At 71.1% G+C, this 24,287-nt stretch carries 19 protein-coding genes; 6 read left to right on the top strand and 13 right to left on the bottom strand.

What is annotated here, in order from left to right:
* Positions 1–38 precede the first annotated feature (38 nt).
* The 11 genes from LV75_RS04240 to LV75_RS04190 all read right to left on the bottom strand — a co-directional run bounded on the left by LV75_RS04240 (position 39) and on the right by LV75_RS04190 (position 8,864).
* Complete coding sequence (locus LV75_RS04240; protein WP_253885284.1) at positions 39–1,064, bottom strand: GDSL-type esterase/lipase family protein; 1,026 nt, start codon at positions 1,062–1,064, stop codon at positions 39–41.
* A gap of 422 nt (positions 1,065–1,486) precedes the next feature.
* A complete protein-coding gene (locus LV75_RS04235) occupies positions 1,487–2,026 on the bottom strand; it encodes a Rieske (2Fe-2S) protein (RefSeq protein WP_253885283.1) in 540 nt (179 codons plus the stop codon).
* Positions 2,027–2,132: 106 nt separating this feature from the next.
* Positions 2,133–2,480, bottom strand: coding sequence for a type II toxin-antitoxin system PemK/MazF family toxin (locus LV75_RS04230; protein ID WP_253885282.1), 348 nt, complete (start codon positions 2,478–2,480; stop codon positions 2,133–2,135).
* A complete protein-coding gene (locus tag LV75_RS04225; RefSeq protein ID WP_253885281.1) occupies positions 2,467–2,685 on the bottom strand; it encodes an antitoxin in 219 nt (72 codons plus the stop codon). The genes LV75_RS04230 and LV75_RS04225 overlap by 14 nt, the downstream gene beginning before the upstream one ends.
* A gap of 41 nt (positions 2,686–2,726) precedes the next feature.
* On the bottom strand, positions 2,727–3,122 hold the full coding sequence (locus LV75_RS04220) for a PH domain-containing protein (RefSeq protein WP_253885280.1): 396 nt from the start codon (positions 3,120–3,122) through the stop codon (positions 2,727–2,729).
* 26 nt (positions 3,123–3,148) lie between these two features.
* Positions 3,149–3,646 (bottom strand): 6,7-dimethyl-8-ribityllumazine synthase, encoded by a 498-nt coding sequence (gene ribH, locus LV75_RS04215; protein ID WP_253885279.1) that lies wholly within the window; start codon positions 3,644–3,646, stop codon positions 3,149–3,151.
* Complete coding sequence (locus LV75_RS04210) at positions 3,643–4,911, bottom strand: bifunctional 3,4-dihydroxy-2-butanone-4-phosphate synthase/GTP cyclohydrolase II (protein WP_253885278.1); 1,269 nt, start codon at positions 4,909–4,911, stop codon at positions 3,643–3,645. Before LV75_RS04210 ends, ribH begins: the two co-directional genes overlap by 4 nt.
* Entirely contained in the window at positions 4,908–5,525 is a 618-nt protein-coding gene (locus LV75_RS04205) for a riboflavin synthase (RefSeq protein ID WP_253885277.1), read from the bottom strand. The genes LV75_RS04210 and LV75_RS04205 overlap by 4 nt, the downstream gene beginning before the upstream one ends.
* A gap of 13 nt (positions 5,526–5,538) precedes the next feature.
* Positions 5,539–6,534, bottom strand: coding sequence for a bifunctional diaminohydroxyphosphoribosylaminopyrimidine deaminase/5-amino-6-(5-phosphoribosylamino)uracil reductase RibD (gene ribD, locus LV75_RS04200; RefSeq protein ID WP_253885473.1), 996 nt, complete (start codon positions 6,532–6,534; stop codon positions 5,539–5,541).
* Positions 6,535–7,243: 709 nt separating this feature from the next.
* Positions 7,244–7,912 carry a ribulose-phosphate 3-epimerase gene (gene rpe / locus LV75_RS04195; protein WP_253885472.1) on the bottom strand — a complete coding sequence of 223 codons (669 nt, stop codon included), beginning with the start codon at positions 7,910–7,912 and terminating at the stop codon, positions 7,244–7,246.
* A gap of 31 nt (positions 7,913–7,943) precedes the next feature.
* Positions 7,944–8,864 (bottom strand): FAD-dependent oxidoreductase, encoded by a 921-nt coding sequence (locus tag LV75_RS04190; RefSeq protein WP_253885276.1) that lies wholly within the window; start codon positions 8,862–8,864, stop codon positions 7,944–7,946.
* Between the two features lie 49 nt (positions 8,865–8,913).
* Between LV75_RS04190 and LV75_RS04185 the strand changes: the two genes are divergently transcribed.
* The 3 genes from LV75_RS04185 (at position 8,914) to LV75_RS04175 (ending at position 11,964) form a co-directional block, all read left to right on the top strand.
* Complete coding sequence (locus LV75_RS04185) at positions 8,914–9,393, top strand: NUDIX hydrolase (RefSeq protein ID WP_253885275.1); 480 nt, start codon at positions 8,914–8,916, stop codon at positions 9,391–9,393.
* Between the two features lie 205 nt (positions 9,394–9,598).
* Positions 9,599–11,245: a peroxidase family protein gene (locus LV75_RS04180; RefSeq protein ID WP_253885274.1), complete on the top strand. Its 1,647-nt coding sequence runs from the start codon at positions 9,599–9,601 to the stop codon at positions 11,243–11,245.
* A gap of 56 nt (positions 11,246–11,301) precedes the next feature.
* On the top strand, positions 11,302–11,964 hold the full coding sequence (locus LV75_RS04175; protein ID WP_253885273.1) for a DNA alkylation repair protein: 663 nt from the start codon (positions 11,302–11,304) through the stop codon (positions 11,962–11,964).
* Between the two features lie 1,155 nt (positions 11,965–13,119).
* Here LV75_RS04175 and LV75_RS04170 read toward each other — a convergent pair.
* A complete protein-coding gene (locus tag LV75_RS04170) occupies positions 13,120–15,897 on the bottom strand; it encodes a tetratricopeptide repeat protein (RefSeq protein ID WP_253885272.1) in 2,778 nt (925 codons plus the stop codon).
* Between the two features lie 14 nt (positions 15,898–15,911).
* Positions 15,912–17,708, bottom strand: a complete 1,797-nt coding sequence (locus LV75_RS04165; protein WP_253885271.1) for an HSP90 family protein — start codon at positions 17,706–17,708, stop codon at positions 15,912–15,914.
* Positions 17,709–17,978: 270 nt separating this feature from the next.
* On the opposite strand from LV75_RS04165, the gene pheS reads away from it, so the two are divergent.
* The 3 genes from pheS to LV75_RS04150 all read left to right on the top strand — a co-directional run bounded on the left by pheS (position 17,979) and on the right by LV75_RS04150 (position 23,474).
* On the top strand, positions 17,979–19,046 hold the full coding sequence (pheS, locus tag LV75_RS04160; protein ID WP_253885270.1) for a phenylalanine--tRNA ligase subunit alpha: 1,068 nt from the start codon (positions 17,979–17,981) through the stop codon (positions 19,044–19,046).
* Complete coding sequence (gene pheT / locus LV75_RS04155) at positions 19,046–21,577, top strand: phenylalanine--tRNA ligase subunit beta (protein ID WP_253885269.1); 2,532 nt, start codon at positions 19,046–19,048, stop codon at positions 21,575–21,577. Before pheS ends, pheT begins: the two co-directional genes overlap by 1 nt.
* Before the next feature lie 274 nt (positions 21,578–21,851).
* A complete protein-coding gene (locus LV75_RS04150; protein ID WP_253885268.1) occupies positions 21,852–23,474 on the top strand; it encodes an alpha/beta hydrolase in 1,623 nt (540 codons plus the stop codon).
* Positions 23,475–24,287: the final 813 nt, after the last annotated feature.

The raw sequence follows: 24,287 nt of genomic DNA, 5'->3' as shown, positions 1-24,287 counted from the left end.
CACCCGCCCGACGGGTGAGCCGACCGCAGGCCGGTGGTTCAGGCCACGGCGTGCAGGTTGCCGTCGGACCCCGCGAGGCAGCGCGCGCTGCTGGTACCGGCGTTGACGAACTCGGTGACGCAGCGGCCGAGTTGGGCGTGGCCGCGGGCGTTGGGGTGGAAGGATTGCTGCGCCATGTGGATCCCGACCGAGTCGAGGCCGCCGAAGACCCAGGCGTACGGGTCGACCAGGACGCGGTTCTGCCACTCGGTGGCGGAGTTCTCGCCGCCGCTGCAGGCCTCGCGGTTCTCGGTGGCCCGCGACAGGTCCAAGTAGGACAGTCCGGTTCGGGCGGCGATGCCGCGGTAGGTCTCGGCGAACTGCGGCACGGCCTCGGTCCGACCGTAAGCGGCGTCGGCGAGGCGGAGCGGACAGCCCTGGGGACCGTGATTGACCGCGTCCATCTTCTCGGTCACCGGGGAAGCGTAAGAGGTGATGACGAACTTGTAGCTGCCGTCGGCGTAACCGGCCTGGCGCATCGCGGACTTGACGTCGGCGACGGCGCGCTCGACCTTCGGCGCCATCGCGCTTAAGCGGGCTGGCCACTGCGTGCGCAGGTCCTTGGCGCACCCGGAACCGAACGGGTTGAACCACTTCTTGATGCACCCGACGAGGGTGTCGGCGAAGGCCGGGTCGTCGTTCGCGCCGACCTGCAGCACGACGGCCAGCACGCGGTTGGCCTTGGCGACGTCGATGAGCCTGCGCGCCTGGGAGCCCTCGGTGTAGTGGGTCGTGTCGGCGAGCGAGACGTTGGCGGCGTCGGCACCGGAGCAGGCGAGGTTGATGGTGCGCTGGGCGAGCTGGGTCTTGTGGATCAGCGCGTTGGCCGAGCGGTGGCACCAGTTGCCGTTCTCGCCGCGGGTGCCCGGCTCGTAGTCGCCCGCGCCCTCCCCGGAGATGGCGCTGTCCCCGAGGGACACGACGGCGGTCGGACGCTCGTCAGTGGCGGCGGCCTGCGGCGCGGCGATCAAGCCCGCCGCCAGCACCACCCCCGCGACGACGCCGAGAACACGGATGGCTGGCATGGGTGGCCCCCCGGGTCAGGTGATGGTCACCTTTGACCCAACCACTGCGGATCCGGTGAATCCATAACCCGAACGGACCTGGGTCCGGACGCCGTCCGGCTTACCCCTACCGTCCACTGTGGAGCGAGTGGCCGGTAGGGGTCCGCCCGGGTTCCGGCCTGCTCTGCCCACTACCAGCCGACCACCGCAAGCCGCCGCCAGCCGACCGGGACCGACCGGGACCGACCGGGACCGACCGGGACCGACCGGGACCGACCGGGACCGACCGGGACCGACCGGCCAAGGATCAGTCAGCCACGACCGGCCCACCCAGGACCAGTTGGCCCAGGACCTGCTGGCTCACGACCACCAGCCCAGGGTTGGCCTGCCCAAGCCAGGTCAGCCCAAGTCTGATCAGCCAGGACTGGTCAGCCCAAGACCGGTCAGCCCAGGACGACGTTGTCGCCGTCGACCTTGACGGCGATGGTCTTGAGGCCGGTCTGCGCCTGTCCCGCGGTGCGCGCGCCGGTGCTCGCGTCGAAGGTGCTGAAGTGCCGGGGGCAGGTGATCACGCCGTCCTTGGGCGGGTCGACGGTCGCGCCCTGGTGCGGGCAGGACGGGTCGAAGCCCTTGACGGTGCTGCCCGAGCGCACCAGCAGGATCTTGCCGCCGGACGGGTTGGCGACCAGCACACCACCGCCGTCGGGGATCGCCGCCACGGTGCTCAGCGCCCCGGTCGAACCGCCACCGGTGGTGGCACCTCCGGTAGCACCACCCGTGGCGCCTCCCGTGGCGCCGCCGCCCGCGGTGGTGGTGGCCGGGGAGCTGGTATCGCTGGTGCCGCACGCGGCCAGGACACCGGGCGCCACCAGGGCGACCATCAGGCCGCACAGGACCTGCCTGCGATTGCGTTCCGGCTGGGTAGCGCTCCTCTCGGCGTGCTGGGTGGCGGGTTCGGTGGTGGTGGGATCGACAACGGTCACGCTGGCCTCCTCGGGAAATCAGTCCAGGGATACACCGAGGGCAACGCGGGCGCGCGGTGACGGGTTCACCATCGCGGGGTATTCACAGTGGGCGCACAGGAACCGATCAGAGGCCGAGGTGCACCCGCAGCGCGTCGTCGACCGCGCCGAGCAGGCGCGGCGGGACCCGGCCGAGGCGGCGACCGAGGCGGCCCACGGCGATGGACCGGACCTGCTCGGCCTGCGCCTTGGAGTCGGCGACCAGCCCGCAGTCGGTGCCGGGCAGCAGCACCTGGAACGGGAAGACGCGCGCGGTGTTGGAGGTGATCGGGATGACGGTGACCACGCCCCGACCGGTGCGCTGGGCGGCCTGGTTGGCCGCGTCGTTGCTGACGATCACCGCGGGCCGGACCTTGTTGGCCTCCGAGCCCCGGCTGGGGTCCAGGTCGACCAGGTGGATGTCACCTCGCCGCATCGGCGACCGTCGCCTCCCACAGCGCCGCGTCGTCCCCGGCATCCCACTCGGCGAAGGCCTCGGCGTACTCGTCGCGCATGGCCGTCTCGCGCAATAAGCCGATCGCGAGCTGGATCACCGAGGACCTGGTCGTCGCGTCGAAGCGGGCCAGGTACTCGTCGATGAACTGCACGTCGACGTCCGGGAGGCTCACACTCAGTTTCACACCGGCAATGCTACCCCGGTTCCCACCGGGATGGCCACTTGTCACCCGTTGGTGGCGACCCGGTGCAGTCGGCGCAGTTCGCGGATGGCCTCGACCGCGCGCGCCCCGTCGATCGACTGCACGGCCATGACCGGCACGTACTCGTCGTCGGGCAGTTCCAGCCTGGCCCACGCCGCGCCGTCGGGGAAGCTGATCGCGACCACGGCGGTCCACGGGTAGTTGGTGCGGCCGAGCAGGTTGCGCACGGTGATCCCGGCCTCGTCGGCAGTCACCTTCGGCCAGGTCAGCCACAGCACGCCCGCGGCGAGCAGCACCCCGATGCCGACCATGGCCACCTGGTCGGACACCTGGAAGTACACCCCGGTGCCGCTACCGCGCAGCAGGACCGCGACGACCACGAACACCCCGATGAACACGACCGCGATCGGCACGGTCACGAACCACACCTTGCGCGGGCGGGCGGTCACTCGAAGCCCCGCTCGGTCCACGGCTGGCGCAGCCCGCGCAGCACAAGGGCGGTCTCCAGGGCCGCCGCGCACGCCTCGTAGCCCTTGTCCTCGGCCGAGCCGGGCAGCCCGGCCCGGTCCAGGGCCTGGTCCTCGGTGTTGACCGTCAGCACGCCGTTGCCGACCGGGGTCGACTCGTCGAGCGCGACCCTGGTCAGGCCCGCGGTCACCGCGTCGCAGACGTACTCGAAGTGCGGGGTGCCGCCGCGCACGACCACCCCGAGCGCGACGACGGCGTCGTGGTGGCGGGCCAGTTCCTGGCACACGACCGGCAGCTCCACCGCCCCCGGCACGCGCACGACGGTCGGTTCCTCGACGCCCGCCTCCTCGGCGGCGGCGAGCGCGCGGGCGAGCAGCTGGTCGGTGATGCCCGCGTGCCAGCGGGTCGCCACGATGCCCAGCCGCAGGCCCGTGCCGTCGGGTACGGCCTGCTCCGGCCTGCCCTCGCCGCTCACGCGTCCTCCCCGGTCGAGCCCGCGGCGCCGACGGCCCCGATCTCGTACTGCTCCAGGTTGCCCAGCTCGTGGCCCATCCGGTCGCGCTTGGTGCGCAGGTACCGCAGGTTCTCCGGGTTCGGCCACACCGACAGCGGCACCCGGTCGACCACGGTCAGCCCGTAGCCCTCCAGGCCGACCCGCTTGGCCGGGTTGTTGGTGAGCAGCCGCATCGACTTCACCCCGAGGTCGACCAGGATCTGCGCGCCGGTGCCGTAGTCGCGGGCGTCGGCGGGCACGCCGAGCGCGAGGTTCGCGTCCACGGTGTCGGCGCCGTCGTCCTGCAGCTGGTAGGCCTGCAGCTTGTGCATGAGGCCGATGCCGCGGCCCTCGTGCCCGCGCATGTAGAGCACCACGCCCCTGCCCTCGGCCGCGACGGCCTCCAGCGCGGCGTCCAGCTGCGGGCCGCAGTCGCAGCGCAGCGAGCCGAACACGTCTCCGGTGAGGCACTCGGAGTGCACCCGGACCAGCACGCTCTCGCCGTCGCCGATGTCGCCGTAGACCAGCGCGACGTGCTCGATGCCGTCGAGGCGGCTGTCGTAGCCGACCGCGCGGAAGGCGCCGTGCGCGGTCGGGATGCGGGCCTCGGCGACCCGGTCGACCTGCTTCTCGGTGCGGCGGCGGTAGGCGATCAGGTCGGCGATGGTGATGATCGCCAGGTCGTGCTCGGCGGCGAAGACCCGCAGCTCGTCGTAGCGGGCCATCTCGCCCTCGTCCTTCTGCGACACGATCTCGCAGAGGACCCCGGCAGGCCGCAGCCCGGCCATCCTGGCCAGGTCGATCGCGGCCTCGGTGTGGCCGGGGCGGCGCAGCACGCCGCCCTCCTTGGCGCGCAGCGGCACCACGTGGCCGGGCCGGTTGAAGTCCTTGGGGGTCGAGGCCTCGTCGGCGAGCAGCCGGATCGTGTAGGCGCGGTCGGCGGCGGAGATGCCGGTGGACACGCCCTCGGCGGCGTCGACGGTGACCGTGTAGGCGGTGCCCCGCACGTCCTGGTTGGTGTGGAACATCGGCGGCAGGTCGAGCCGGGCGCAGTCGGCCTCGGTCAGCGGGACGCAGATGTAGCCCGAGGTGTAGCGGACCATGAAGGCCAGCAGCTCCGGCGTGCACTTCTCGGCCGCGAAGATGAGGTCGCCCTCGTTCTCCCGGTCCTCGTCGTCGACCACCACGACGGCCTTGCCGTCGGCGATGTCGGCGATTGCTCGCTCGATGGCGGCGAAATCGCTCACCGGTGGTCCCCCTCCTCGGCGGCCAGGTGTGGCCCGGCCAGCTTTTCCACGTACTTCGCGATGACGTCCACCTCGAGGTTCACCCGGTCCCCCGGTTCGCGGAGACCCAGGGTGGTGGCGCGCAACGTCTCCGGGATCAGGCTCACGGTGAACCAGTCCGGCCCCACCTCGACCACGGTCAGCGAGACGCCGTCGACGGTGATCGAGCCCTTCTCCACCACGTAGCGGGCCAAGTGCGCGGGCAGGCTGAAGCGCACCAGGTCCCAGTGCGGCGACGGCGAGCGGGAGACCAGCTCACCGGTGCCGTCGACGTGGCCCTGCACGATGTGCCCGCCGAAGCGCTGCCCCACCGCGGCGGCGCGCTCCAGGTTCACCGCGTGCCCGGCGGTGACGCCGTCGAGGCTGCTGCGGACCAGCGTCTCGTGCATGACGTCGGCGGTGAACGAACCGCCGGAGTGCTCGACCACGGTCAGGCAGACCCCGTTGACGGCGATCGAGTCGCCCCGCTTGGCGTCGCTGGTGACCAGCGGCCCGGCGATGGTGACCCGCGCGGCGTCGGCCAACTGTTCGACCGCGACGACCTCGCCGCGCTCCTCGACGATCCCGGTGAACACCGGCAGCTCCTCCTCAGTTCCGAACCGGGACCGCGGAGATCCGCACGTCCGGTCCGCTCATGGTGACCTCTTCGACGGCCAGCCGGTGTGCCTCGGTGATGGTCGACACGCCGGATGCGCCCAACGCCACAGGTCCGCCGCCGAGCAGGCTGGGCGCGAGGTAGACCAGCACCCGGTCCACCAGCCCCGCCGCCACGAACGCGCCAGCCAGCGTCGGCCCGCCTTCGAGCAGGACGTCGACCACCCCGCGGGCGTGCAGCGCGGCCAGCACCTCGGCCGGTTCGCGCGTGCGCACCAGCAGCGTCTCGGCGGTGTCGTCGAGCACCCTGGCGCCCTCGGGCAGATCGGAACGTCCCACGACAACCCGCAACGGCTGCCGGGCCCCAGGTGTTCCATCGGCGGCGCGCGCGGTCAACGCGGGATCGTCGACCCGGACGGTGCCGGTCCCCACCACGATGGCGTCGACCCTGGTTCGCAGCTCGTGCACCTCGGCCCGTGAGACCGCCGAACTGACCCACCGGCTGCTGCCATCAGCAGCGGCGACCCTGCCGTCGAGGGAGGCGGCGTACTTCCAGGTCACGTGCGGCCTACCGTGCTTCACCGCGTGCAACCAGGCTCTTAGCGGCCCCTTGCTGACCTCGTCGGCGAGCAGCCCGGCTTGAGTCTCGATGCCCCCGCTTTGGAGGGTCCTTGCACCGCCGGCCGCGACGGGGTTTGGGTCGGCGACTGCATAGACGACCTTGGAGACCCCGGCGGCGATAAGAGCGTCGGTGCAGGGTGGGGTGCGGCCGTGGTGCGCACAGGGCTCGAGCGTGACAACGGCGGTCCCACCTCTTGCCCGCTCCCCCGCGGCACGCAGCGCCACCACCTCAGCGTGCGCCCCGCCCGGCGGCTGTGTGGCCCCCTCCCCCACGGGTAGCCCTGCGGCGTCCAACACCACACACCCAACGGGCGGGTTGGGGCTCGTCGACCCGCGCACCTGCTCGGCAAGCGCCACCGCGGACCGCATCGCCGCGGCCAGGCTGTCCTCCACGCCGGACAGTCTCGCAGCTCGGGCGTGCCTGTTGGCATCGGGTGGCCTGGGACCTATAGGTCCATAGTGGACTTCGGTGGTGGTCTTCGTGGGGGCATTCGAGGACGCTTGGACGCGATTCCTGGCTGGGTGTTCGTCCCGCGCCGGTTCGTTGGTTCGGTTGTCGCTTCGAGTCGTCGCTTCGAGTCGTCGCTTCGAGTCGTTGCCTCGAGTGTTGCTGCGGTCGTTGCTTCGAGTTGTTGCGCCGGTTATCGCCCCGAGTTGTCCACAACCTCCTCCGCCATCCACAGCAAACGCGGAACCCCCTTGACAGACCACGAAAAACGGTAGGCTGGAAGCGGGTGGCCCCCGGGTGGGTGGGGCTCTGCCGTCCGGGCGGTGGGGATTTGCCATCCGGGCGGTGGGGGTTTTGCGGCTTGGATTCGCCAAGCGGGCGGTAGGGGTTCGCGGCTTGGATTCGCCGATCGGGCGGTGGGATCGTGCGGGTGACGCGGAGGCGGTCAGGCGCGAACGGAACCGACTGGCAGGTGGGGGCCGGCTGGTGGCAGAAGCTCAGTCACCGCAAGCAGACTGCCCGTTGGGTGGAGATGCCATCGGCGGGCGAGACGCGGCTTGAGTGGGTGGCCGCGCGAAACGGGGGTGTGCCGCCGAGGCTGGGCCCCGGCGGCACGGAGGGTCAGGCGGGTCAGGCGGGGATGAAGCGGTGGTTGGCGGAGCGGGCCTGCTCGCGCAGCGCCGTGATGGCGCGGGCCGGGTCGGCGGCGCCGTAGACGGCGGAGCCTGCGACGAAGCAGTCGACGCCCGCTTCGGCCGCTTGTTCGATCGTGTCGGCGTTGATGCCGCCGTCGATCTCGACCAGGAGGTTGAGGTGGCCGGTGTCGATGAGGCCGCGCAGGGTCCTGACCTTGTCGAGCACCTCGGGGATGAAGCTCTGGCCGCCGAAGCCGGGCTCGACGGACATGATCAGGAGGGTGTCGTACTCGGGCAGTATGTCCAGGTACGGCTCCAGCGGCGTGCCCGGCTTGATCGACAGCCCCGCCTTGGCCCCCGCCGCGCGCAGGTCGCGGGCGATGCGGACCGGGTCGGTCGCGGCCTCGACGTGCACGGTGACGTTGTGCGCGCCCGCCTGCGCGTAGCCGACCGCCCAGCGGTCCGGGTCGGAGATCATCAGGTGGCAGTCCATCGGGATGTCGGTCACCTTGAGCAGCGATTCGACGATCGGCAGGCCGAGGGTCAGGTTCGGCACGAAGTGCGCGTCCATCACGTCGACGTGGACCCAGTCGGACCCCTCGATGGCGGCGAGTTCCTCGGCGAGCCGGGAGAAGTCTGCGGACAGGATGCTGGGGGCGATCATCGGCGTGGTCGACACAGGGGCCCAGTCTAAGTCAGAGCAGGCCGAGCACCGCCGCCGCGCTCCCCCACGAGTGGCTGACCCCCATGCCGCCGTGCCCGTAGTTGTGCACGACCAGCGCCGCGCCGACCCGCTCGGTCGCCAGCCGGGGCTTGGCCCGCCACGGGCGCAGCCCGACCCGGTGCTCGACGACGCGGGCGTCGGCCAGCCGGGGGTCGACGGCCGAGCAGCGGGCGACGATACCCGCCGCGACCAGGGCGTCCGGGGTGCGGTCCCACACGTCCGGGCGGGTCACGCCGCCGAGCACGACGTGGTCGCCGTGCGGGAAGAACCCGGCCCACTCGGCGCCGAGGACGGCCTCGATGTAGAACTCGTCGAGCCCGGGGTTCTCCACGACGACGTGCTGACCCCAGAACGGCCGCACCCCCTCGTCCCCCGCCAGCTCCCGGGCGCCGACGCCGGTGCAGTTGAGCACCACCGGCGCCTCGGCGGCCGGTTCGGCCAGGGAGGCGATCCGCCGGATCTCGATCTCGACGTCCAAGCGGGCGGTCAGGTAGTCGAGGTAGCGGGGCATGTCCACCACGGGGGCCGTGGTCTTCAGCCCGACGCGCATGCCGGGCATCAGCTCGTCGGGTTCGAGCATCCGCACGTCGGTCAGCCGTTCCACCCACGGCGGCGGCTCGTCCTGGATGTCGGAAGCCTGGGTGCCCCGGCACAGGTGCACGCCGGTCGCGGGGTCGGCGGCGAGCCGGGTCAGCTCCGGTTCGGTGTCGTAGGCCCAGGCGCGCCCCGGGTCGGCGAAGTCGGGTCCCCACAGGGCGGCCGCGACGGCCGAGGTGGTGTCGGCGGGCGGTTCGGCCGACCACACCCGCACCCGCGCGCCGGACTCGGCGAGGCGGATGGCGGTGCTGAGCCCGATGACCCCCGCGCCGATGACGATCGCGTCCGCTGCCATGGCCGCACGCTACCCCGGCTGGCCACCCGTTTGGGTAGGTTGACCTCCCGTGAAGCAGTCCCTGCGGGTGGCGGCCTACGCCGTGTGCGTCGAGGCGGACAAGATCCTGCTCGCCAGGTGGGTGGGGCGCACCGAGAAGAAGTGGACACTGCCCGGGGGCGGCATCGACCACGGCGAGGACCCGCTGGACGCGGTGGTGCGCGAGGTCGCCGAGGAGACCGGGTACGCGGTGCGGGTGGACGCGCTGCTGGGCATCGACTCGGTGCGCCGCCGGTTCGAGCGCACCGGGCTGCGGCGGGCGCTGAGCGGGGCGGGCAACGCGACGGACTGGCACGGGCTGCGGGTGGTGTACGCGGCGACCATCACCGGCGGGGAGCTGCGGTTCGAGGAGAACGGGTCGACCGACATGGCGGCCTGGTTCGACCTCGCCGAGGTGCCCACAGTGGACCGGACCGACCTGGTGGACGTCGCGCTGGACCTGTCGACGCGGAAACCGCCGACCGGTCGTGCCGATTTGGCAGGAAGCTGAACCCCATTTCCGCCGCCGCGCGGAAATGGGCCGTGCCCGCATTCCCGAGGAGGCCGGGCGCCGTTTTCCGGTAGCCTGGCGACGGGGAGGAGTTCGGTGCCCGCGCTGGTTCTCTGGGGAGGGAACTCGGTACGGCGCGGTGCCGCTCGCCCCTTTCTCCCGGGGACGTCGTGTGGTTCCCCGGCCGGACAGTGGGGGTTCACCAATGGCTCGACGCCATGCCAGAGACAGTTTCCTCGTCGTCGGCGAAGGGGTGGTGGAGTCGGGCGCGGACGGCGCGCCGGTCACCCGCGAGCCGTCCACCGAGGAGGAACTGCGCCGATTCCGCTTCTCCCGCCTCGGACCGAAGGGCAACCGGACCGACGAGGCGCTGCGCACCGCCCTGGCCACCGCCATCACCGACGCCACCGCGGCGCAGCCCGACGGGTCCATCCCGGCGGGGTACACCTACCTGGGCCAGTTCGTCGACCACGACCTGACCATCGACCGGACCGCGACCCAACTCGGGTCCGAGGTCACCGTGGACGAGTTGGTGCAGGGCCGCTCGCCCGCGCTGGACCTGGACTCGCTCTACGGGCGCGGCCCGCACGACCGGCACGACCGCCGCTTCTACGCCGAGGACCAGGTCAAGCTGAAGGTCGGCACCACGTCGGCGACCGACTTCCCGGACGACCGGGTGCGCGTCGACCTGGAGGGCTTCGACCTGCCCAGGGCGGGCGGCACCGCGGGGACCGGGGCGGACCGGCGCGAGCCGCTGATCCCGGACCTGCGCAACGACGAGAACCTGGCCGTCGCGCAAACGCACCTGGCGTTCATCCGCTTCCACAACCGCGTGGTGGAGGACCTGGCGATGTCCGGGATGAACGAGCGGCGGTTGTTCGAGGCGGCGCGCGAACAGGTGGTCAAGCACTACCAGTGGATGCTGCGCACCGATTTCCTGCCGCGCGTGGTGGACCCGTCGATCGTGCACGACGTGTTCACCAACGGCCGCCGGTTCTTCGAGGCCCGCGGACACGGCCGCACCCGGCGGCCGACGATGCCGGTCGAGTTCTCCGTCGCCGCGTACCGCATGGGGCACAGCATGGTGCGCGGCGCCTACGAGTGGAACCGGGTGTTCAACAGCGGTGGCCCCGGTCCGCTCGGCACGTTGTTGCTGCTGTTCACCTTCACCGGTGTGAGCGGCAACTTCACCGGCGGTCCGCTGTCCGAGTTGGACGATCCGAACTCCGGCTCGGTCGACCGGTTGCCGACCAACTGGATCGCTGATTTCCGCCGCCTGTACGACTTCACCGAGGCGGGCCGCCCCGACCTCGCCCCGCCGACCAACGGCGGCAACGTCGCGAAGCGGCTGGACACGGTGCTGGTCGACCCGCTCGACCAACTCCCGGCAGGCACGTTCGGCGGCCGTGGCACCGCGTTCCCGGCGATCCACCGGAATCTTGCGTTCCGCAACCTGACCCGGGCGAGCATGGTGGAACTCGCCAGCGGCCAGCAACTGGCCGCGTTGTTCGGTGTGGCCCCGCTCACCGCGGCCGAGGTCCTCGACGGCGCGGGCGGTGCCTCGCTGAGCGGTTTGACGCCGCACCAGCGGGCCGCGGTGTCGTCGGACACCCCGCTGTGGTTCTACATCTTGCGCGAGGCCGAGCTCAACAACGGTGTCCTGGGCCAGGTCGGCGGCCGCATCGTCGCGGAGGTCTTCCACCGCGCGATGGAGGCCAGCCGCACCTCGATCGTCCGCGAACCGTGGTGGCGCCCGGCGCTGGGCCCGGACTCGTCCACCTTCCGGATGACCGACCTGCTGCTGTTCGCCTTCGAGGGCAAGGCGGACCTGCTCAACCCGCTGGGCGACTGACACCCGCGACCGGGGTGTCCCGAGTGGGGCACCCCGGTCCCGGGTAACTTGCCACTGTGGACTTGGCATCCGACATACGCACCCGCCTCGCCTCAGCCGGGGACCCCGGCCGAGCGCCGGACATGCAGCGCTACATGAAGTCCGACATGCCCTTCCACGGCGTCGCCAAACCAGCCCGCGACGTCCTGGTCCGCCAACTCCCCGCCCTCACCTCCCGCACCGAGTGGCTCGACGTCATCCGCCGCCTGTGGCGAGAAGCCCAGTACCGCGAGGAACGCTACGTCGCCCTGGACCTCTTGCGACGGTACCCGCGCTGGCAAGAACTCGACTTGTTGCCGCTGTACGAGGAGTTCGTGGTCACCGGGGCCTGGTGGGACTATGTGGACGAACTCGCGAGCAGGCACGTGGGGTCCCTGCTGATGGCCCAACGGTCCGCGGTGACACCGGTGATGCGCGAGTGGGCAGTGGACGAGGACCGCTGGAAGCGACGAGTGGCAGTGATCTGCCAACTAGGCGCGAAGGGCGAGACAGACCTGAGGTTGTTGTCGTTCGCGATCGAGGCAAACGTGACAGACACGGACTTCTTCCTACGAAAGGGAATCGGCTGGGCGTTGCGGCAATACGCGCGGGTGGACGCGGAGTGGGTGCGCGCCTTCGTGGCTGACCATCCGGAGCTATCGGGGCTGTCTCGCCGGGAGGCGTTGAAGCACATCTCGTAGCTGGCGCTGCTTCTGTCTACAGCGGTTCCGGCTGTCCACAATGCGCTCGGTTGTCCACAGGCCGTGGTCGCTGCTGCTGGTTTGTCGGTGCTGCTCGGTAGGCTGTGCATTGGGGGCTCTTGTGACAGATGATCTTGCGGGTGGGTTCTGTGGCGGGTGGTTGTCCACAACGCCTTCCGCTATCCACAGGGCGATGTTCGCTACTCCTGTTTGTCGGTGCTGCTCGGTAGGCTGTGTATTTGGGGGCTTTCGATCAGGTTGATCTTGACGTAGGCCTGGGCTGGGGATGCGGGGCAAGGGATGGGGTCGGCCTCGTCGCCTGGCGGCGAGCTCGGCGACCCGGGATCGGACGCCTCGTTGCCTGGCGGCAACCTCGGGCCCGATCCGCGATTTTCGAGCTTTGCTCGATGCGGTGGACCTGTTTTGCGCGGGGCCCCTACGACACCCGACGCAGAACCGCAAAGCAGGGGCCCAAAAGCAGGCCCTGCCGCGCGGAAACGCTACGGGTGCCGTCCCCCCACACAAAACAGGTCCACCCCATCGAGCACCTGGCACCAGCGACTCCGACTGTCCAGGCGCTGGGAAGGTGGGCTGGGGCGGACCTGACGGAGGGCGAGATGGCACCGCAGGGTCCGAGTGTCCAGGCGCTGGGCTGGCAGGGCAGCCGAGAGCGGGCTGAGATGGCACCGGCCGTTCCGACTGTCCACGCGCTGGCACTGTGGGTTGCGGCCGGTCCTGACGGCAGCCGGGATGGCACCGTAGGGTCCGAGGGCTGGCGGGTGGTTGTCCACAACGTGTTCTGTTGTCCGCAGGCCCTGGTCGCTGACCTGGATCTGTCGGGATCCGTCAATAGGCTGTATATCGGGGGCTCTTGTGGCAGATGATCTTTGCGCGGGGTGGGTGGCGCCAGCGAGTTCCGGGTGTCTGGGAGCTGGGTGGGCTCCATTGCTTCCGAGAAGCTTGTGGTCGGCTAGGTGATCTGGGTAGGGGTGTTGGGCTAGCGGCAGGTGTTCCGAGGCCGATGATTGGCACTGTGTCGGGATGGGGTTGCTGGCATCTGTGTAGATGAGTGCGCGCAGCTTCGGGCCCGGTCTGCGGCGAAGCGCTCGTCGGCACGCCAATGCTTGCCGAGGAGCCTGCCGCCGCGATCGGGGGTTAGCTGTTGTCCAGGCGGTCGGTCAGGGACTTGACCAGGGGGTCGGACTCCACTGGTTTGCCCTGTTCCTCAAGGGTCCGGGCCAAGGTTCCCAGCACCACACCCAAGGTCTGGGGGTCTGGTTCTTCGCTAAGCAACGCCGTTGCGCGTCGGGCTTCTGACTCCGCCATGGTGGGGTTGTCCAGGTCCAAGTGCAGGCGGGCGGCTCGGCAGGCCAAGAAGGCGTGCCAGTCTTGGTTGCCTAGGCGGACGGCTAGTTTCTCGGCGGCGGCGTTGGCTTCTAGGGCTTGTTCGTAGTGTTCGTGGTGTGCCAAGAGGGCGGCGCGGAAACCTGCGGCGTCGGCTAGGTGGTCTAGGGCATCGTCGGAGTTGGTGGCTAGGGATTCGGCTTCGTCTAGGTAGGAGAGGCCTGCTTCTAGGTCCACTAGGCCTCGGGCGTGCGCTAGCTGCACCAACGACTCGCTAGCCGCCACCGGGTTGTCTGCCTTACGCCAGTGGGCGGCGGAATCTTCAAACGCCAGCCCGGCATCGGGTAGGGCGCCTAGGTTCATGCGGACTTCGCCGAGTTGGTAGAAGAGGTGGCCGAGGAACGCGTCGTCCGTTGGTGAGGTGGCGATGACGGCGGACAGGTGGGTTTCGGCGGGGGTGTGTTCGCCTAGTGCTCGGCAGGCCATAGCGAGCCGGTAGTGGATTTCGGTGCGCATCTCGGTTGCCGAAGAGGGCACGAGACGGAGGGCTTCCTCGAGGGTCTCGGCGGCCTCTAGGGCTCGTCCGGTGGCCAAGTACCCGGCCGACAGGTGGAGGCAAGCCTGGGCGGCACCTATAGGCGGCAGGTACGTCCGAGCAGCAGAGGCCGCGTCCAGCAGGGTCGGCAGGTTGTCCGCAGCGACACCGCCCTGGTCGATAAGGACCGCGTACTGCAGCAGCGAATCGGCCAGCCACGGGCCAGGGCTGGTCCGGCACCGGGCCACCAACCGGTCGAACCATTCGGCGGACTCCTCGAGCCGACCCAGGTTGGCCAGCAGCCGCGCGCGGTGGCCCGTCAACCGCAACAGCGTCGACTCCGGCCACGTGCTGACCCCATCGAGCAAACCCTCGACGATCGCCAGCGCCGCAGCGACGTCCCCGCCGGATGCCACCATCTCCGCGCGGGCATCCCTTGCCGCACCGAGGAACTCAGGTGCCGCAGCCGTCGCGACCTCCTCTGCGGCGTCGAGTGAGGCACCAGCGGCGGCAGGGTCATCAGCCGACAACAGGTCTACCGACGCAAGGTGGCCATAGACGACCGTGATTGCGTCGCCGAGAGTCGTGCCTTCGGCGATCGCGAGTTGCGCGTGGCTCATGGCACGGTCGGGTTGTCCCGCCATCCGCCAAAGGCCAGCCAGCAGGTGGTGGACCCGGGCAGCGACGACAGGCTCACCGGCCTCAGTAAGCCTTACCTGGTGCTGGAGCATCTGCTCAGCGGCAACCGTCGGATCGTCAACGCGCTGGAACCTCTGGCGGTGCGCTGCGACCCGTGCGGCCAATCCCTCCGGCAGGCCCGCCTCCGAACCCACCTCACCCAGGAGTCGCACCCCGGTAAGAACCTGCCCAGACTCCACAGCCGCACACGCCAGTTCCGCAGCCGCCACCTGGTCGACAGCACGCGACTCGACAGGCACCGCCACAGCAGCCCCTGGAACGGCCACCAGCACCGGCCCGACGTCATTCAACTCCAGCGTCGTGCGCACACGCTCGCTCACTGCGTCCGTTCCGTTGCGCTTATCGAAAGCTGCCGCCGTCGCAGTGGCCTCCTCCGCGCAGAACACGCGCAGCGCCTCGCCGTCGAGCTCGACCTCGCCGACGGTGAACCGGCGGTCCGCCCGGTCCGGTACCCGGCTCAGCAGCAGCGCCGCAGCAGCAGCGAACTCCTGCAGCACCTTCGGGCTCGGCGGGTCGGCGAGCACGTCGAGGTTGTCCGCCAAGATCTCCATACCGCGCTCGGCGTTGTCGGTGATCGCGCAGAACCGCAGGTGCGCGTGCAGCGCCGAGCGCCCCTGCGGCGTTCCGCGCACCACCCGGTAGGACACCAGGTGCGCCCGCGCCGCGTCGTCGAGCCGACCGGTCGCCAGGTAGGCCTCGATCAGCGACGCCAACACCCCGTGCGGCTGCTCGGCGCAGTCCGACGGCTCGTCGAGCACCGAGCGCGCCACCGCGATGGCCTCGGGGAAGCGCTCGCGGGAGACGAAGTAGCCCACCTGGCTGTCCACCACGCACGCCGGGCAGTCGCTCATGTCGTCGGGCTCGGCACCCCGCCACGCCGCGAAGTGCGCGTCGGCCGCCGCGGTGTCGCCGATGTGGTGCGCCACCGCGCGCCGCTTGTCGTGCACCGGGTGCGGCGAGTAGCCGTGCAGCCGGTAGCGCTGCTCGAGCTGGTCGACCAGCGCGGTGATCTGCTCCAGGGTGAACCGCGGGTCGCCGAGCAGCCCGGTCGGCAGCCACTTGTGCATCCAGGTGAACTGGTGCACCGCCCACTCGTCGAACGCCTCCGGGTGCCGCGCCTCGGTCGCCCGCAGCCACGCGAACGGCGTCAGCATCAGGTCGTAGCGGCGGATCTCCCGGTAGGCGTTGACCAGCACCAGCCGCGCGGCGACGCCCAGGTCGACCAGCCCGGCGGCGTCGGCCGAGCGCGCGACCCGTTCCAGCGCCTCGCACTTGGCCGGACCCGCGGGCAGGTCGTCTGACTCGTGCAGCCGGTGCGCCAGGTGCTCGCGCGGGTCCTGCTCGGGCTCGGGCACGGTCGGTCCTCCGGTCAGCGTCCGATGGCGCGGTCGAGCAGGTCGAGGAACGACCCGGTCAACGCGGCGGTGTCCTTGGGGCGCAACGGCCGGTGCGACTGCAGCAGCGCGTTGACGTACAGGGCGCGCACCGCGGACTCCAGCAGCGCGGTGTCGTCGACCTCCGCGAGCCGGGCGACCAGCGGGTTGCGGGTGTTGAGCACGAGCCGCTGGGCCGCGCCCGACCCGGCGTCGATCAGGTGCCCGAGCAGGTCGCTCCACAGCGGATCGGCCTCGGCGCGGGCGGCGGCCGCGTCCTGCCTGCGCGCCCCGTCGGCGTCGGCGATCAGCAGCGCGGGCAGCGACACCGGGTCGAACTCGCGCAGCGTCGGCTCGCAGTCGTGGTCGAGCAGCACCACCGAGGCGACCCGCACCGTGTCGGCCAGCGCGGCCTCGGTCTCGGCGTCCGGGCGGCCCAGCGCGGCCAGCAGCTCCCTCGGGTCCACCCGGCGCGCGGTGTCCGGGCCGTCCCGCTCGGCGATGCGCCGCAGCAGGTCGGTGTCGTAGGCGTACCCGGCGTTGACCAGGCCGATGTCCTGGGCCGCGGCGACCGGGGCGAGCTGGCGGAACTCGTCGACGTCCGGCGTGTAGAGCACAGTCGGGTGACTACGGCGGAACTGGCGCAGTGGCATCGCGCCCCGCGTCGTCTCGTAAGGCAGCCAGCGCTCGGCCAGCCCGAGCAGCTCGTCGTCGACTAGAGCCAGCGACTTGATGCCCATGTGGTGCGCGGCCAGCAGTGCCCCCGCGCGATCCGGCTCCGTCGCCGCCAAGCGCACCAACCAGTCGCGGACCCGCCCACCCAACGCGTCCCGCACTGCCAAGAGCGTCTCGTCCTCATAGAGGGCCTCACGGCTCGCGGTAGGCCGCAACGCCGAGGTATCCACCACGCACCGCACGAAGTAGGCCCAGTCCGGCAGCAAGCCCTCCACCGCCGTGCCGACCAGCATCCGCTTCAGGTAGACCCGGTGAGCCTGCCGCGCCCCAGGATGCGCGCCCTCCGGCAGCACAAACGCCACCCCGGTAAGCCCAACAGCGCCGAACTCCAAAGGAAGCGTGTCGAACGGCTCGAAGCCAAACACCGAGCGGCAGTATTCGGCCAGCCGCTCGTGGTGCGCCAAGGTGGTCTCGTCGTCGCTGCGCACCCACGGGAATCCACCCGATGTGATCACCGTGCTGTCGGTGTCGCCGACGACGCGCACCTCGTAAGGAAGCAGCGAGCCGAACTCCGCCGCGAGCGGTGCCACGGTGGCGAACTCGGTCCAGTGATCGCAGTCACGCCGCGGCAGCAGCGTCAGCGTTGTGCCGACCTCTGCGCGCGCCGTGTCGTCAACCTCGACGGTGTACGTGCCGTCGTTGCGGCCGGTCCAGCGCACCGCGGGCCCCCCGCGCGCCGAGCGGCTGACCAGCCGGACCTCGTCGGCGACCAGGAAGCACGACAGCAGCCCGACGCCGAACTGGCCGAGGAAGTCGCGCCTGGCGAAGCCCAGTTCGTCGCGTTTGGACGTCCCGCCCAGCGTGGACAGCAGCGTGTGCACCTCGTCCTCGGCCAGCCCGACGCCCGAGTCGCGGATCCGCAGCGTGCCGTCACCGGTGTGCTCGGGGCACTCCAGGCTGATCCGGCCGGGCGCGGTCGGGTCCAGCAGCCTGCGCGCGGTGACCGCGTCCACGGCGTTCTGCAGCACCTCGCGCACGTACACCCGGGGGCTGCTGTACAGGTGGTGCGAGAGCAGGTCGATGACCCCGCGAAGGTTGACACCGAATGTCTGAGCCAAGGTGGACCTCTGCGGGTGTGGGGGCGGGCGAACCGGGCGCGGCGGGGGGCGCCCGGCCCAGGTCACAGTACAGGCGTCCGGTGACAGGGGCCCGGGCTTCACCCGGCCGCGCGATCGCGCACCGCCACCCGGGGCAACCCGACCGGGCGGGCCGGGGCCAAGTCGGTGTCGGGCCCCTCGGGCGATCACCTAGGATCGAGCCTGCTCACCCGTCGTCATGGGGTGCGCGCCCGTCCCACGCCAGGACCCCCGGGGAGCTGTCCAGAAACCATGTCCGGAGCCAACGACCCGTACGACCCCAAGGAGGTCGCGGCGCTGACGCCCGACGTCCTCCAGGCCGCCGTGGAGAAGGCCCGCGAGGAGTTCGGCTCCGCGGCCGACCTCGACGCCCTCGCCTCGGTCAAGCCAGCCCACCTGGGGGACCGCTCGCCGCTGCTGCAGGCCCGCCGCGAGATCGGCGCGCTGCCGCCGAAGGCGCGCGCCGAGGCGGGCAAGCGGGTCAACGAGGCGCAGGCGCTGGTGAAGGCCGCCTACGACGAGCGGCTCGCCCGGCTCAAGGTGGAGCGCGACGAGCGGGTGCTGCGCGAGGAGGGCGTCGACGTCACCCTCCCGTGGGACAAGCTGCCGCGCGGCGCCCGGCACCCGATCACCACGCTGGCCGAGCGCGTCGGTGACGTGTTCACCGGCATGGGCTACGAGATCGCCGAGGGCCCCGAGCTCGAGGCCGAGTGGTTCAACTTCGACGCGCTGAACTTCAAGAAGGACCACCCCGCGCGCACCATGCAGGACACCTTCTACGTCGGCGCGCCCGACTCCGGGCTGGTGCTGCGCACGCACACCTCGCCGGTGCAGATCCGCTCGCTGGTCGAGCGGGAACTGCCGGTCTACGTGGTCTGCCCCGGCCGCACCTTCCGCACCGACGAGCTCGACGCCACGCACACCCCGGTGTTCCACCAGGTGGAGGGCCTCGCCGTCGACAAGGGCCTGACCATGGCCCACCTCAAGGGCACCCTCGACGCGTTCGCCAAGGCCATGTTCGGCGCCGAGGCGCACGTGCGGCTGCGCCCGTCGTTCTTCCCGTTCACCGAGCCCTCCGCCGAGCTGGACGTCTGGTTCACCGCCAAGAAGGGCGGCCCCGGCTGGGTCGAGTGGGGCGGCTGCGGGATGGTGAACCCGAACGTGCTGCGCGCCTGCGGCGTGGATCCCGAGGTCTACTCCGGGTTCGCCTTCGGCATGGGCCTGGAGCGGACCCTGCAGTTCCGCGACGGCATCCCCGACATGCGCGACATGGTCGAGGGCGACGTCCGGTTCACCCTTCCTTTCGGCACGGAGGCGTAGTGCGGATCCCCGTCAGCTGGCTCGTCCAGCAGCTCGAACTCACCGAGGACCACCGCGACATCGGGGCCAACGAGATCGCCGAGGCGTTCATCCGGGTCGGCATCGAGGTCGAGTCGGTCGACCCGCTGGGCCCGGTCACCGGCCCGGTCGTGGTGGGCAGGGTCGCCCAGATCGAGGAGCTCACCGAGTTCAAGAAGCCGATCCGGTACTGCACGGTGGAGATCGGCGACTCGGAGGATGTCGACGACACCGATGACGCCGAGGACGGCGCGCCGCTGACCACCCAGGTCGTCTGCGGCGCCACCAACTTCGTCGAGGGCGACCTGGTCATCGTCGCGCTGCCCGGCGCGGTCCTGCCCGGCGACTTCGTGATCAGCGAGCGCAAGACCTACGGCAAGGTCAGCCGCGGCATGATCTGCGCCGCCGACGAGCTCGGCCTCGGTGACGACCACTCCGGCATCCTCGTGCTGCCGGTGGACGACGAGATCGCCCCCGGTGACGACGCCATCGAGCTGCTCGGCCTCGGCGACTCGGTCATCGAGCTCGCGCCGACCCCCGACCGCGGCTACTGCCTGTCCATGCGCGGCCTGGCCAGGGAGCTGGCCTGCGCGCTGGACCTGGGCTTCGCCGACCCCGCTGCGATCGAGGTCCCGGCGGCCGAGGCGCGCGCCATCGCGGTCACCCTGCCCGAGGACGACGCCTGCTCGCGGTTCGCGGTCCGCCGCGTCACCGGGGTCGACCCGACCGCGCCGACGCCGTGGTTCATCCGCCGCACGCTGATGCTCGCCGGGGTCCGGTCGATCTCGCTCGCGGTCGACATCACCAACTTCGTGATGCTCGAGCTCGGCCAGCCGATGCACGCCTTCGACACCAGCCGGGTCCGCGGCGGGCTGACCGTGCGCCGGGCCAGGGCGGGCGAGAAGCTGGTCACCCTCGACGACGTCGAGCGCAAGCTCGACCCGGACGACGTGATCATCAGCGACGACTCCGGTCCGATCTCGCTGGCCGGTGTCATGGGCGGGGCGAGCACCGAGGTGCGCGCCGACAGCACCGACATCCTGCTCGAGGCCGCGGTCTGGGACCCGGCGTCCATCGCGCGGACCGTGCGCAGGCACAAGCTGCCCAGCGAGGCGTCCCGCCGCTACGAGCGGGTCGTCGACCCCGCGCTGCCGCCGGTCGCGCTGGAGCGGGCCGCGCGGCTGCTGCGCCAGTACGGCGAGGGCAGCATCCAGCCCGGTCGCACCGACGAGGGCACCCCGCAGGCGTCCGCGCCGGTGACCATGGCGATGAACCTGCCGGACAAGGTCGCGGGCATCGGCTACGCGCGCGGCGTCACGGCCGCCCGGCTGCAGCAGATCGGCTGCCGGGTCGAGGTCGGCGCGGCCGCGGACGGCACACCGGAGGTCACCGCGTACCCGCCGAGCTGGCGCGCGGACCTGAGCCAGCCCGCCGACCTGGTCGAGGAGGTCCTGCGGCTGCAGGGCTACGAGACCATCCCGTCGAAGCTGCCAGCGGCCCCCGCCGGGCGCGGCCTGAGCCCGGCCCAGCGCCGCCGCAGGCACGTGTCGCGGGCGCTGGCCGAGCAGGGCCACGTCGAGGTGCTGCCGTTCCCGTTCGTCGCCCCGTCGGTGTGGGACGCCTTCGGCCTCGCCGCCGACGACGTGCGCCGCCGCACGGTCGCGGTGCGCAACCCGCTGGAGGCCGACCGCGACCAGCTCGCCACCACGCTGCTGCCCGGTCTGCTGGACACCTTGGCGCGCAACGTCTCCCGCGGCGCCCGCGACGTGTCGCTGTTCCACATCGGACAGGTCGTGCTGCCGCGCGCGGACGCCGCAGCGGTGCCGGACGTGCCGGTCACCGGTCGGCCGACCGAGGAGCAGTTCGCCGCGCTGGCGGCCGCGCTGCCCGCGCAGCCGACGCACGTGGCCGTGGTGCTGGCGGGCAACCACCAGCGCACCGGTTGGTGGGGTCAGGGCGAACCGGCGTCGTGGGCCGACGCGGTGCAGGCGGCGCGGGTGGTCGCCGAGGTCGCCGGGGTCGAGCTGACCGTCAGCGCCGACGTGCTGGCGCCGTGGCACCCGGGGCGGTGCGCGCGGTTGAGCGTGGGCGGCTTCCCGGTCGGGCACGCGGGTGAGCTGCACCCGAACGTCGTCGAGGCGCTCGGGCTGCCCAAGCGGACCTGCGCGATGGAGCTCGACCTGGACCTGCTGCCGCTGCGCGAGCGCAAGGTGGTGCCGGTCGTGTCGCCGTACCCGCCGGTGCTGCTCGACGTCGCGCTGGTCGTCGACGACGAGGTGCCCGCGGCCGAGCTCACCGAGACGCTGCGCGGTGGCGGCGGCGCGCTGCTGGAGGGGCTGAACCTGTTCGACGTGTTCAGCGGCACCCAGGTCGGCGAGGGCAAGCGGTCGCTGGCGTACTCGTTGCGCTTCCGCGCGCCGGACCGCACGTTGACCGTAGAAGAGGCAACGACCGCTCGCGACGCCGCGGTGGCGGCCGCGACCGAGCGGCACGGGGCAACGTTGCGCGGCTGAGCGCGCGCTGTGCGTCACGGGGGCGGACCTTGCGGTCCGCCCCCGTTTTCGTCGGCACCGCGCGCGCCGGGCGGCAATCGGTCCACGACGGAGCGCGGCCGTCCGATGTGGAGAGTCCGGTTTTCCCGCATCGCCCGGTATTGTCGATCGACAATACTTTCGCGTTAGCAAAAATCGGTGGTCCGCTATTCCCAACCGGACGCCGCTGGGGCAGCATCGGGCGGTCCGCCAACCACAACCCGGGTGCGGACGGATCATGATGAAATGGGGCAATGTGAAGAAAATCGTGGCGGTGCTCGCCGCGGCGGGCTTCGTGGTGGGCGGTGCGGTGCTCGCGCCGGTTGTCTCCGCGGCCCCGCAGGCCAAGCCCGCGCCCAACCAGGTGAACTACGACCCCGCGCCGATCGCGTGGGGCACCTGCGCCAGCCCCGGCCTGGCCAGGCGCGGCGCGCAGTGCGGTTTCCTGGAGGTACCGCTCGACTACGCCAAGCCCGCGGGCACGAAGATCAAGCTGGCCGTGTCGCGGATCGCGGCGAAGGCGCCAGCCGAGCAGTACCAGGGCGTCATGATCACCAACCCCGGTGGCCCCGGCGGCTCCGGGCTGACCCTCTCGGTGCTCGGTGAGTACGTGCCCAACGGCGCGGGCGAGTTCTACGACTGGATCGGCTTCGACCCGCGCGGTGTGGGGTCCAGCCAGCCCGCGCTGGCCTGCGACGGCACCTACTTCGCCTACAACCGGCCGTTCTACGTGCCCGCGACCAGCAAGCTGGAGCAGACCTGGCTGACCAGGTCTAAGAACTACGCCAAGGCCTGCGACACCGCTGGCGGCGACCTGCTCGACAACGTCAAGACCACCGACACGGTCAACGACATCGACGTGCTGCGCAAGGCGCTCAAGCAGGACAAGATCAACTACTACGGCTTCTCCTACGGCACCTACCTGGGGCAGGTGTACGCCACGCTCTACCCCGAGCGCGTGCGCCGCATGGTCCTCGACGGCAACGTCGACCCGCGCAAGGTCTGGTACCAGGCCAACCTCGACCAGGACGTCGCGTTCGACCGCAACATCAAGATCTACTTCGACTGGATCGCCAAGAACGACGCGGTCTACCACCTGGGCAAGACCGGTCGCCAGGTCGAGGCCAAGTTCTACGGCGAGCAGCTGAAGTTCATCGGCAAGCCCGCGGGCGGCATCATCGGCCCCGACGAGTGGACCGACATCTTCCTGCAGGCCGGGTACTACGTGTTCGGCTGGGAGGACGTCGCCAACGCCTTCTCCGCGTGGGTCAACGACGGCGACTACTCCGGCCTGAAGGCGCTCTACGACGCCTCCAACGGCCAGGGCCCCGGCACCGACAACGGCTTCGCGATGTACCTGGCCACCCAGTGCACCGACGTCCAGTGGCCCACCTCGTGGACCAAGTGGCAGATCGACAACTGGATCACCCACATCCGGGCGCCGTTCGAGACCTGGGGCAACGCCTGGTTCAACGCCCCCTGCCTCTACTGGGGCGGCAAGACCGGCAAGCCGGTCACCGTCGACGGCTCCAAGGCCCCGCCGGTCCTGCTGCTGAGCGAGACCCTCGACGCCGCCACCCCGTACGAGGGCAGCCTCGAGGTCCGCTCCCGCTTCCCCAACTCCGCCCTCATCGAAGGCGTCGGCGGCACCACCCACTCCGGCTCCCTCAACGGCATCCCCTGCGTCGACGACAAGATCGCCGAGTACCTCACCACGGGCAAGCTCCCCGCCCGCAAGCCCGGCAAGCGCTCCGACGCCCAGTGCGACCCGCTCCCCCAGCCGGTCCCCGCTGCCGCCACTCAGCGCAAGGCCTCCATCGCGGGTAGCGACATCACCCGCGCCGACATCCAAAAGCTCATCCTGGGTGTTCGCGGCTAGACCTGAGTTCAGCACCTCGTGAGGGCGGATGCGGCTTTTGCCGCATCCGCCCTCACTCATTCCACGCCACATATCGACCAGGCCTCTCCGACCTGCAGGTGCCCCGAACTCAGGTCTAACCGCAGTGGCAAGCCCCGAATCGAGACCCGCCCTGGCGATGCCATCGACCAGCCACTGTCGCCTCGCAGGCCGGGCCACCCCTCCACCCCTGACAGCAGGGTCGACCACTAGACACCCGAACGTCACTGGTGCCAGGCAAGTCCTCCACTCCGCCCGCCTGAGCAACCCCGCACTCCTCCCTAGCCGCCAGCGCCACCCCGGCCCTCGTCAAGTCCGCCCCACCTCACCTGGCCGACCCCTGGACACTCAGACCGAGCGGTGCCAACCGGACTTCCGCCAGGTCCGCCCCGTCCCACCTGATCAGCCCCTGCACACTCGGAACGACCGGTGCCCCCCAACCCCGCCGAGTTAGCCCTTGAACTCTCGGACCCAGCGGTACCAGCCCAGCTTCCGTCAGCTCCGCCCCAGCCCACAGTGCCACCCCAGCCCCCGCCAGGTCCGTCTCAGCCCACCTACTCAGCCGTGGACACTCGGAACGGCCGGTGTCATCCCGCCCCCCATCAGGTCCGCCCCAGCCCACCAACCCAGCCCCTGGACACTCGGACCCAGCGGTGCCAGCCCGACTGCCGTCAGGACCGGCCCCAACCCACAGTGCCAGCCCCTGGACACTCGGACCCTGCGGTGCCAGCCCGGCTGCCGTCAGGTCCGCCCCAGCCCACCTTCCCAGCGCCTGGACAGTCGGACCCGGCGGTG

The sequence above is a fragment of the Actinokineospora diospyrosa genome (genome assembly GCF_024171925.1).
In the GTDB taxonomy this organism is placed as follows: Bacteria; Actinomycetota; Actinomycetes; order Mycobacteriales; family Pseudonocardiaceae; genus Actinokineospora; species Actinokineospora diospyrosa.
Note: the sequence above shows the minus strand (reverse complement) of the source record. Positions and strands in the feature narration are given on the sequence as shown.

Coding starts and splice junctions, on each gene's coding strand:
- LV75_RS04240 (WP_253885284.1), bottom strand. CDS start 1,064: ATGCCAGCCATCCGTGTTCTCGGCGTCGTCGCGGGGGTGGTGCTGGCG.
- LV75_RS04230 (WP_253885282.1), bottom strand. CDS start 2,480: ATGCGGCGAGGTGACATCCACCTGGTCGACCTGGACCCCAGCCGGGGC.
- ribD (WP_253885473.1), bottom strand. CDS start 6,534: ATGCGGTCCGCGGTGGCGCTTGCCGAGCAGGTGCGCGGGTCGACGAGC.
- rpe (WP_253885472.1), bottom strand. CDS start 7,912: ATGATCGCCCCCAGCATCCTGTCCGCAGACTTCTCCCGGCTCGCCGAG.
- LV75_RS04190 (WP_253885276.1), bottom strand. CDS start 8,864: ATGGCAGCGGACGCGATCGTCATCGGCGCGGGGGTCATCGGGCTCAGC.
- LV75_RS04180 (WP_253885274.1), top strand. CDS start 9,599: ATGGCTCGACGCCATGCCAGAGACAGTTTCCTCGTCGTCGGCGAAGGG.
- pheS (WP_253885270.1), top strand. CDS start 17,979: ATGTCCGGAGCCAACGACCCGTACGACCCCAAGGAGGTCGCGGCGCTG.